Raw genomic sequence first — 8,851 nt, 5'->3', positions numbered from 1 at the left:
GAACGCCCGCAAGCGCCGCGACGAAGTGGTGGCCCTGGGCTTCCCGGCCCGCATGGCCGAGCGGGTGGAAACCACGCCTTCGTATTGGCTCGACGTGGTGGTGGGCGACGATGCGAAAGTGAACTGGCAAGCCCGCGCGCGCGCGCCGAAGATCCAGGCGCGGTCGACGGGCTGCTTCCAGTAACCGGACGCCTTCCGCGCATGGCCTTGACCCCGCCCGTAGTATCCTTCGACTCCCCAAGGCCCTGCTGCCGACGTGTGTCACGGCGGCCTGGGTAGACTGAGATTCTATGAACAAGTCAGTGGTTTTGATCGGCGCGCCGACCGATATCGGCGCCGGCCATCGCGGTGCTTCGATGGGCCCGGAAGCCCTTCGCGTAGCCAATCTTGCCGCCCGGCTTGCCCGCCGCGGCCTCACCGTCGTCGACCGTGGCAACCTGGCAGGTCCCCTCAATCCCTGGCAGCCCCCGGTGGATGGCTATCGCCACCTGCCCGAAGTGGTGGCCTGGAATCGCGCGGTTTACGAGGCGGTGTACCGTGAACTGCATGATGGCAACGTGCCGATCGTGCTCGGCGGCGACCATTGCCTGGCGATCGGCTCGATCACTGCCGCCGCGCGCCATGCACGCGAAGCGGGCAAGAAACTGCGCGTGTTGTGGCTCGATGCCCACGCCGACTTCAACACCAGCCAGATTACGCCCTCGGGGAATATCCACGGGATGCCAGTGGCCTGCCTGTGCGGGCATGGCCCGGATGAACTGACCACACTTGGCGGCACGAAGCCGGCGACCTTACCCGATGTCTTCCGTCAGATCGGCATCCGCTCGGTCGACGAGGGCGAGAAGAAGTTCGTGCATGAGGCGGGCATCGATATCTACGACATGCGCTACATCGACGAGATCGGCATCAAGGCATCGATGGAAGAAGCGCTGTCGGACATCGACCAGGACACCCATCTGCACGTGAGCTTCGACGTCGATTTCCTCGACCCTGCCATTGCGCCGGGCGTGGGCACCACGGTGCGCGGCGGCCCGAACTACCGGGAGGCCCAGCTGGTGATGGAGATGATCGCCGACACCGGGCGCGTGGCGTCGCTGGACATCGTGGAATTGAATCCGGCCTTCGACAAGCGCAACCAGACGGCCAAGCTTGCCGTGGACCTGGTCGAGTCGCTGTTCGGCAAGTCCACGCTGATGCGCTAGCCGTGTTCCAGCGGGGTCAGAGTATTCACTCTGACCCCCAACCCCGCCTGCTGCGACGGCGCGCCACGCCCCGCGGGCTTCGCGCCCGCCAGCGGGAGGGCTAAACTCAGGTGGTTCCCCACACCTTGAGTCTTATGCAGACCCGCGTCCTTACCGGTATCACCACCACGGGCACGCCGCACCTTGGCAACTACGTCGGTGCGATCCGCCCCGCCATCGCCGCCAGCCATGATGCCGGCGTCGATGCGTTCTACTTCATGGCCGACTACCACGCCCTGATCAAGAGCGACCAGCCCGCGCGCATCGAGCGTTCACGGCTGGAGATCGCAGCCACGTGGCTGGCCTGTGGGCTGGATCCGGCGCGGGTCACCTTCTACCGGCAGTCGGATATTCCCGAGATCCCGGAACTCACGTGGCTCTTGACGTGCGTCACGTCGAAGGGACTGCTCAACCGTGCCCATGCCTACAAGGCGGCGGTGGATCGCAATGTCGCCGAAGGCGAGGATAGCGATGCCGGCATCACGGCCGGGTTGTATATGTACCCGGTGCTGATGGCCGCCGACATCCTGGCGTTCAACGCCAACAAGGTGCCGGTGGGACGCGACCAGATCCAGCATATCGAGATGGCGCGCGACATCGCGCAGCGCTTCAATCATCTGTACGGCGGTACGTTCTTCACGTTGCCCGAAGCGCTGATCGAGGAGCAGGTGGCCACCTTGCCGGGGCTGGACGGACGCAAGATGTCCAAGAGCTACGACAACACCATCCCGCTGTTCGAGGGCGGCCCCAAGCGGCTGCGCGAGACGATCATGCGCATCGTCACCGATTCGCGTGCGCCGGGCGAGGCGAAATCCCTGGACGACTCCGCGCTATTCACCCTCTACCAGGCCTTCGCCAGCCGCGCCGAGACCCAGGTGTTCGGCAAGGCGCTGGAAGACGGCATGGGCTGGGGGGAAGCGAAGGAGATCCTCTTCGAACGCATCGAGGACGACGTGGCGCCGATGCGCGAACGCTACGATCAATTGATCGCCCGGCCCGGCGACATCGAGGACATCCTGGTCGAGGGCGCCCTGAAGGCGCGGTCGATCGCGGCGCCCCTGGTGGCGCAATTGCGCGATGCGGTGGGCCTGCGCCGCATGAATACCGTGGCTGCGCCGGCAAGCAAGGCGACGGCGGCCAAATCGGACAAGATGCCGCGTTTCGCCAGTTTTCGCGAAGACGACGGCGCATTCCGCTTCCGGCTTTTCGGCGCCGAAGGCGACGAACTGCTGCTATCGCGGAAGTTTGCCGATCCAAAGCAGGCCGGTGCCCTGCGCCAGCGATTGCAGTCGCTTGGCGGCGGGCAGGCGCAACTGGATGCCGAAGGCCTTGCGTACCGCCTGGTGGTGGATGGCGAGCCGGTGGCGGTCAGCCCCGCGTACGCCGACGACACGTCGCGCGACGCGGCCATGCAAGCCTTGCGCGCCGCACTCGACACCCTGGCCGCGGCGTAACGCCATGCGATTCCTTGCCATCCTGCTGCTTGCGCCGTGGCTGCTGGTACTGGCCTGGGCTTATTGGGCGTACCCGAAGTCGCTGCCACGCCCTGCGGCGCGCCGCGTGTTCGACGCCATGGCCATCGTGCTTGCCGCGGTGGTCGCGGTGGCGCTTTCGCTGATGGCGTTCGATGCCGTCCAGGTCAGGCAGGTGGGCGTGTTTGGTCCCGAGAGCGGATCGATCTGGAAGCAGGTCATGCCGGCACTGTACGGATATTTTTCGTTCATGGCCGTGCTGGCGCTGGCGCTGTGGTTCCGCTGGATGCTCTGGCGCAGGACGGGGTCGGGGTCGGGGTCAGAGTAATCACTCTGACCCCCAACTGGCGGCGGCTAACCCCGCACGCGTTGCGTAAGCCCCTTCAGGAACAGCCGTAGCAACTGGTCACCGCAGGGGCGGTAGTTGGTATGGCCCGGCTGCCGGAACAGCGCATTAAGTTCGGTTTTCGACACGGCGAAATCCGCCGAAGCGAGGATATCGACGATGTCCTGGTCCTTCAGTTCAAAGGCGACTCGCAGCTTCTTCAGCACCAGGTTGTTGGTGATCCGTTTTTCCACCGGCCGCGGCGGCTGCGATTCGTCACGCCCGCGACGGAACACGATCAGGCCATCGAGCACGTGGGCCATGATGCGGTCGTTGCAGGGTACGAACCCCGGCGCGTCGTCTTTTTCGAGCATGCCGTGGACCTGCTCGGCGGTGAGGTCGAGGCCGCCCAGTGCCGCGATCTGCACCAGGTGGCTGTCGGCCAGATCCAGCATGTAGCGCACGCTGCGCAGGATGTCGTTGTTGAGCATCGGCGTAGTCTAGCGGGCGAGGTCGCTTTTTTCCGTTTTTCACGCCAGTCACGCTAGAACGGCGTTCTCGCCCAACGGAGCGCGACACCATGCACCATAGCCGATTGTGTGCCCTTGTCATCGACTGCAAGCACCAGGACATCAAGGCCGATACGCTGTTCTGGAGCGGCGCGCTGGGCAAGCCGGTCGTCAGCTTCGACGAGGACGGGGACGGCAAGTACGCCGAACTCGCTACCTCGGCTGATGAATTGAAAGTCCTGCTGCAGCGCGTGGACCACGAGCCGCGGGTGCACCTGGATATCGAGACCGACGACCTGGAGGCCGAGGCCGCGCGGCTGGAGAAACTCGGCGCCAGCCGCGTGGCCAAGGTGCGTGACCGCTGGTGGGTGATGCAGGCCCCCAGCGGCCACCGTTTCTGCGTGGTCAGCAGGCAGCGCGAATCATTCGGGCCGCACTTGAATACCTGGGATTAGTGCGGTGCGGCCAGGTCGTCCATCATGGCCTTGAGGAACCTCGCTGCCTCGCCGCCGGTGGCTGCGCGGTGGTCGAAGGTAAGCGACAACGGCATGCGGCGATGTACTTCGATGCCGCCCATCACGGCGACTACGTCATGGCTGAGCTTGCCGGCGCCGACGATGGCCACCGTGGGCGGCACCACGACGGGGCTGGCGTAACGGCCGGCGAACATGCCGAAGTTCGACAGGCTGATGGTGTAGCCGGAGAGTTCCGATGCCGGGATCGTGCGGTCTTCCACCTGGGTACGCAGACGCTTGATCGCACCACGCACACCCGCGGCGTCGAGCATGTCGGCGTTGCGCAGGGCAGGGACGAACAGGCCGTCGTCGGTGTCCACCGCGATGCCGATATCCACCTGCGGGTGCAGGGTGCGCGTGAGGTTCTTGCCGTCGAACCAGGCGTTGAGTGCCGGTACCGCCTTGCAGGCGGTGACGATCGCGCGCACCAGGCGGGCGGTAATGTCCTGCTTGCCGATCCAGGCGTGCAGGTCTGCGTCGTCCACGATCGTGGTGGGCACCACCTGGGCATGGGCGTCGGCCATCACGCGCGCCATGTTGCGGCGCACGCCCTTCAGCTGCTCGGGTTGCCCCATCACGGCTTGCGATGGCGGACCGGTACGCACGGGCTTGCCGGCCAGCGACACGGCGCTGCGCTGCGGCGCGGCGGTCGGCTCGGGCAGTTCCGGTGCCAGGTGGCGGGCAGCGGCCGAACGGGCCGGTGCGGCGCCCAGGGCGGCCGAGCCATTGGCGGCGGCGTCCTTCACATCCTTCATGGTGACCACGCCTTCGGCGCCGGTCGGACGTACGCGGCTGAGGTCGATCTTCAGCTTCTTCGCCAATGCGCGCACGGCGGGAACCGCCTTGGCGCCGCCGACGCTGGACACCTGTTCGGTATGCACGGCGTTGCCGCTGACCATGGCACCGACCACGGTGCCTTCGTCCTCGCGCTCGGGCTTGCCGTTGGATTCGATCTCGCCGCCGTCGTCGGAAGCGACGACCTTGCTGGCGTTGTCGGGTGCCGGGCTGCCGACGCCCTTCTTCGGGCCATGGTGGTGGCCGGTGGCTTCGGCATCGGCGCGCTGCTTGGCGTTCGGGTCGATCTCGACGTCGGCCAGGGCCGCGCCGGTCTCGATGATGTCGCCAGCGGCGCCATGCAGTTTGGTCACCTTGCCGGAGAACGGCGAGGGAACGTCCACCACGGCTTTGGCGGTTTCCATCGACACCAGCGGTGCGTCGAGCTTGACGGTGTCGCCTTCCTTGACGTGCCATTCCACGACGGTGGCGTCGGGCAGGCCTTCGCCGAGGTCGGGAAGGTAGAACGTTTTGATATCGGCCATGGGGTCGGTCTCGTTGGATGCTTTAGCTGACGGCGAGCGTGCGCTTGGCCGCGTCGACGATGCGTTCGACACTGGGCAAGTATTTCATTTCCAGGCGGAACAGCGGGATGTGGGTGTCGTAGCCGGTGACGCGCTGCACGGGGGCAAGGAGGTCGTAGAAGCATTCCTCCATCAGCCGCGCGGCGATCTCGGCACCGAAGCCGGCGGTACGCGGGGCCTCGTGGACGATCACGCAGCGGCCGGTCTTGGTGACCGATTCGGCGATGGTGTCGAAGTCCAGCGGGGTGAGCGTTGCCACGTCGATCACTTCGGCGCTGATGCCCTCTTCGGCCAGTGCGTCGGCGGCTTCCAGGGCTTCCTTCACCTGGGCGCCCCAGGTGACCAGGGTGACGTCGGTGCCGTCGCGCAGCACGAAGCACACGTCCAGCGGCAGCGCCTCGCCGTCGTCGGGCACCTCTTCCTTGTACTGGCGGTAGATGCGCTTGGGTTCGAAGAACATCACCGGATCCGGATCGCGGATCGCGGCCAGCAGCAGGCCGTAGGCGCGTGCCGGCGACGAGGGCAGCACGACGCGCAGGCCCGGGATGTTGGTGAAGAGGTGCTCGTTGGCTTCCGAATGGTGTTCCGGTGCGCGGATGCCGCCGCCCCAGGGGGCGCGCCACACCGCAGGCACCGTCATGCGGCCGCGGGTGCGGTGGCGCAGGCGGGCGGCGTGGCAGGCGATCTGCTCCATCATCGGGTAGATGAAGCCTTCGAACTGCGCCTCGGCCACGGGTTTCATGCCCTGGACTGCCAGGCCCACGGTGAGGCCGGCGATGGTGGTTTCATCCAGCGGCGTGTCGATCACGCGCAGTTCGCCGAATTTTTCCTGCAGGCCCTGGGTGGCGCGGAACACGCCGCCGTTGACGCCCACGTCCTCGCCCAGCACCACGACGGAATCATCGTGGGCCATCTCGTAGGCAAGCGCCTGGGTTACCGCTTCGATAAGGGTGATCTGTGCCATGAATGTTCTTCTTATCCGTGCGACTTGCGGTCGAGGTCGATGGCCTGCTGGCGCTGGGCGACGAGGTCGGCGGGGAGTTCGGCGTAGAGATAGTCGAACATCGCTTCCACCGGCTGCGTCTTGGTCTGCAGGTAGGCGTCCACTTCTTTGTCCATCCAGTCGTCGCATTCGGCGAGCCACGCTTTCTCTTTCGCTTCGTCCCAGGCGCCCTTGGCTTCCAGCCACTTGCGCAGGCGGGGCACGGGGTCCTTGGTCCAGGCTTCCTTCACCTCGTCCTCGCCGCGGTAGCGGCGGGCATCGTCGGCGGTGGTGTGGTCGCCCAGGCGGTAGGTGACCGCCTCGATGACGCTGGCGCCCTCGCCGTTGCGGGCGCGGTCCATGGCATCTTCCATGGCCTTGCGCACGGCGATGATGTCGTTGCCGTCGACCTGGATGGTCGGCAGGCCCGCGGCGATGGCTTTCTGCGCCAGGGTTTCCGCGCCGGACTGAATCTTGCGCGGCACCGAAATGGCCCACTGGTTGTTCACGATCACCGCCACGAACGGCAGGTTCTGCGCGCCGGCCACGTTGATGGCGCCGTAGAAGTCACCCTTGGACGAACCGCCGTCACCGATGGTGCACACGGCCACGCGCTTTTCACCGCGGATCTTGAAGGCCAGGGCGGAACCGGCCGCATGCAGGCACTGGGTACCGATGGGCACGCACCAGGCGAAGTCGTGCTTGGGCGCCTTGGCAAAGTCGTTGCCGCGCTCGTCGCCGCCCCAGTACATGTACACCTCGCGCGGCTGCACGCCGCGATAAAGCTGGGCGCCGTATTCGCGATAGCTCACCGCCAGCGAATCTTCGCGCTTCATGGCCGAGCCGATACCCACGTGGGCGGCTTCATGGCCAAGGCAGGAGGCATAGGTGCCCAGCTTGCCGGTGCGCTGCAGGGCGACGGACTTCGCGTCGAACACGCGGGTGGAGACCATCAGTTTGTAGAGCTCGACCATCTGGTCGAGATCCCTGGCAAAGGCGGGGAGATCCTTGCGGACTTCCTTGCCGTCCTTGTCCAGGTATTGCAGGTATTCGATTTCGAACTTGGCGGCGATGGACACGACTCGCTCCGGATGGGGAATATTTTTTTTGAAGGAGGCGCCAACCCATCCAGTGGGGCCTTGCGCACATCCGCCTTCGGAAGGCCGGTTCCGTGGGGGACCGCCCTTGATATCAGGGCAATTATGACCGTTCAAGGGACACCGCAGCATCAGTTGCGTTCAACTCGACGCCAAGCCCTTGTTTTTCATCAGGACGTTCAGAAGCGTCGAGAGGAAGCGGGGTGACCCGTTATATTCCATCCATGACCTCCAAACCGTCCCCCGCCGGCCCCGCCCCGACCGATCGCCTGGAACCGGGCATCGCCACCGATCTTGATGGCCGGATGACCTACGGCGACTACCTGCAATTGCCCTTGCTGCTTTCCGCGCAACAGCCGCGGAGCGTGCCGCCGCACCACGATGAGATGTTGTTCATCGTGCAGCACCAGACCTCGGAGCTCTGGTTGAAGTTGATGATCCACGAGTTGCGGGCGGCGATCGCCTGCCTGCGCATGGACGATGTCGACTCGACCTTGAAGATCCTCGCCCGCGTGAAACAGGTGCAGCGACAGCTGTACGAGCAGTGGGCGGTGCTGGCCACGATGACGCCGGCCGAATACCACGAGTTCCGCGAGATCCTGGGCCCGTCGTCGGGTTTCCAGTCGTTACAGTACCGCGTGGTGGAATTCATGCTGGGCAACAAGCACGGCGATATGCTCAAAGTGTTCGCGCGCAACCCCCCGGACTTCGAGGCACTGCGCCAGGTGTACGAGGCGCCGAGCCTTTACGATGAGTTCCTGCGTTTCCTGGCCCGGCGCGGCCATGCGGTGCCTGCGGAACTGCTCGACCGCGACTTCACCCTGCCGTATCCGCGCAGCGAGGCGCTGCTGCCGGCGTTGAAGCGCATCTACGATGCCCCCCACGACCACTGGCCCGAATACCACCTGTGCGAGCAGCTGGTGGATATCGAGGAAAACTTCCAGCTTTGGCGCTTCCGGCACATGAAGACGGTGGAACGGATCATCGGCTACAAACCGGGTACGGGCGGGTCCTCCGGCGTGGCCTTCCTGCGGCGGGCGCTGGAACAGACCTTCTTTCCGGAATTGCTGGAAGTGCGTACCTTGTTGGGAAGCTGACCGCCGCGCGGTTGGGAGCGGTTGGGTCGGCCGCGCCGCAAGATGTTGCGCCGCTCGTTGACGGAACCCAGCCGCGCGGGTGAAGGTGTGCCCGGACTCATAAAACGGACAGGGGATCACTCATGACCCAGGCAGCCACGGAAAGCGCTTCGCCGCCGGAATTTCCCACCACGCTGGGCCACCCGCGACCGTTGTGGATGCTCTTCATGACCGAATTCTGGGAGCGCTTTGCGTTCTACGGCATTCGCTGGGCCT

At 65.5% G+C, this 8,851-nt stretch carries 9 protein-coding genes and 1 pseudogene; 6 read left to right on the top strand and 4 right to left on the bottom strand.

The window, feature by feature from the left end:
• From VK519_RS10805 to VK519_RS10790, 4 genes and pseudogenes are all read left to right on the top strand, one after another.
• Positions 1–184: pseudogene (locus VK519_RS10805) on the top strand (SPOR domain-containing protein); the annotation flags it as partial.
• 106 nt (positions 185–290) lie between these two features.
• A complete protein-coding gene (gene rocF / locus VK519_RS10800; RefSeq protein WP_324349716.1) occupies positions 291–1,202 on the top strand; it encodes an arginase in 912 nt (303 codons plus the stop codon).
• Positions 1,203–1,336: 134 nt separating this feature from the next.
• A complete protein-coding gene (locus VK519_RS10795; RefSeq protein WP_324349714.1) occupies positions 1,337–2,695 on the top strand; it encodes a tryptophan--tRNA ligase in 1,359 nt (452 codons plus the stop codon).
• A 4-nt stretch (positions 2,696–2,699) separates the two neighbouring features.
• Positions 2,700–3,041 carry a hypothetical protein gene (locus VK519_RS10790; RefSeq protein WP_324349713.1) on the top strand — a complete coding sequence of 114 codons (342 nt, stop codon included), beginning with the start codon at positions 2,700–2,702 and terminating at the stop codon, positions 3,039–3,041.
• Between the two features lie 26 nt (positions 3,042–3,067).
• On the opposite strand, the gene VK519_RS10785 is transcribed toward VK519_RS10790, so the two are convergent.
• The gene (locus VK519_RS10785; RefSeq protein WP_324349711.1) at positions 3,068–3,529 is read right to left on the bottom strand and encodes a YehS family protein; all 462 of its coding nucleotides are present in this window, start codon (positions 3,527–3,529) and stop codon (positions 3,068–3,070) included.
• Between the two features lie 89 nt (positions 3,530–3,618).
• Between VK519_RS10785 and VK519_RS10780 the strand changes: the two genes are divergently transcribed.
• The gene (locus tag VK519_RS10780; RefSeq protein ID WP_324349709.1) at positions 3,619–4,002 is read left to right on the top strand and encodes a VOC family protein; all 384 of its coding nucleotides are present in this window, start codon (positions 3,619–3,621) and stop codon (positions 4,000–4,002) included.
• Here VK519_RS10780 and VK519_RS10775 read toward each other — a convergent pair.
• Genes VK519_RS10775 through pdhA form a run of 3 tightly spaced genes read right to left on the bottom strand, consistent with a single transcriptional unit; the run spans position 3,999 to position 7,481 of the window.
• Entirely contained in the window at positions 3,999–5,381 is a 1,383-nt protein-coding gene (locus tag VK519_RS10775; RefSeq protein WP_324349707.1) for a dihydrolipoamide acetyltransferase family protein, read from the bottom strand. The genes VK519_RS10780 and VK519_RS10775 overlap by 4 nt on opposite strands.
• Before the next feature lie 22 nt (positions 5,382–5,403).
• Entirely contained in the window at positions 5,404–6,384 is a 981-nt protein-coding gene (locus VK519_RS10770; RefSeq protein WP_324349705.1) for an alpha-ketoacid dehydrogenase subunit beta, read from the bottom strand.
• A gap of 11 nt (positions 6,385–6,395) precedes the next feature.
• Positions 6,396–7,481, bottom strand: coding sequence for a pyruvate dehydrogenase (acetyl-transferring) E1 component subunit alpha (pdhA, locus tag VK519_RS10765; RefSeq protein WP_324349703.1), 1,086 nt, complete (start codon positions 7,479–7,481; stop codon positions 6,396–6,398).
• A gap of 242 nt (positions 7,482–7,723) precedes the next feature.
• Between pdhA and VK519_RS10760 the strand changes: the two genes are divergently transcribed.
• The gene (locus tag VK519_RS10760; protein WP_324349702.1) at positions 7,724–8,596 is read left to right on the top strand and encodes a tryptophan 2,3-dioxygenase; all 873 of its coding nucleotides are present in this window, start codon (positions 7,724–7,726) and stop codon (positions 8,594–8,596) included.
• The last annotated feature ends 255 nt before the right edge of the window (positions 8,597–8,851 follow it).

Source organism: Pinirhizobacter sp., from assembly GCF_035317885.1.
In the GTDB taxonomy this organism is placed as follows: Bacteria; Pseudomonadota; Gammaproteobacteria; order Xanthomonadales; family Rhodanobacteraceae; genus Pinirhizobacter.
This window is presented reverse-complemented; position numbering and strand designations above follow the sequence as displayed.

Bases quoted from the DNA above. Each gene is read 5' to 3' on its own strand.
- VK519_RS10775 (WP_324349707.1), bottom strand. From the start codon at position 5,381: ATGGCCGATATCAAAACGTTCTACCTTCCCGACCTCGGCGAAGGCCTG.
- VK519_RS10795 (WP_324349714.1), top strand. From the start codon at position 1,337: ATGCAGACCCGCGTCCTTACCGGTATCACCACCACGGGCACGCCGCAC.
- VK519_RS10785 (WP_324349711.1), bottom strand. From the start codon at position 3,529: ATGCTCAACAACGACATCCTGCGCAGCGTGCGCTACATGCTGGATCTG.
- VK519_RS10760 (WP_324349702.1), top strand. From the start codon at position 7,724: ATGACCTCCAAACCGTCCCCCGCCGGCCCCGCCCCGACCGATCGCCTG.
- VK519_RS10780 (WP_324349709.1), top strand. From the start codon at position 3,619: ATGCACCATAGCCGATTGTGTGCCCTTGTCATCGACTGCAAGCACCAG.
- VK519_RS10790 (WP_324349713.1), top strand. From the start codon at position 2,700: ATGCGATTCCTTGCCATCCTGCTGCTTGCGCCGTGGCTGCTGGTACTG.
- rocF (WP_324349716.1), top strand. From the start codon at position 291: ATGAACAAGTCAGTGGTTTTGATCGGCGCGCCGACCGATATCGGCGCC.
- VK519_RS10770 (WP_324349705.1), bottom strand. From the start codon at position 6,384: ATGGCACAGATCACCCTTATCGAAGCGGTAACCCAGGCGCTTGCCTAC.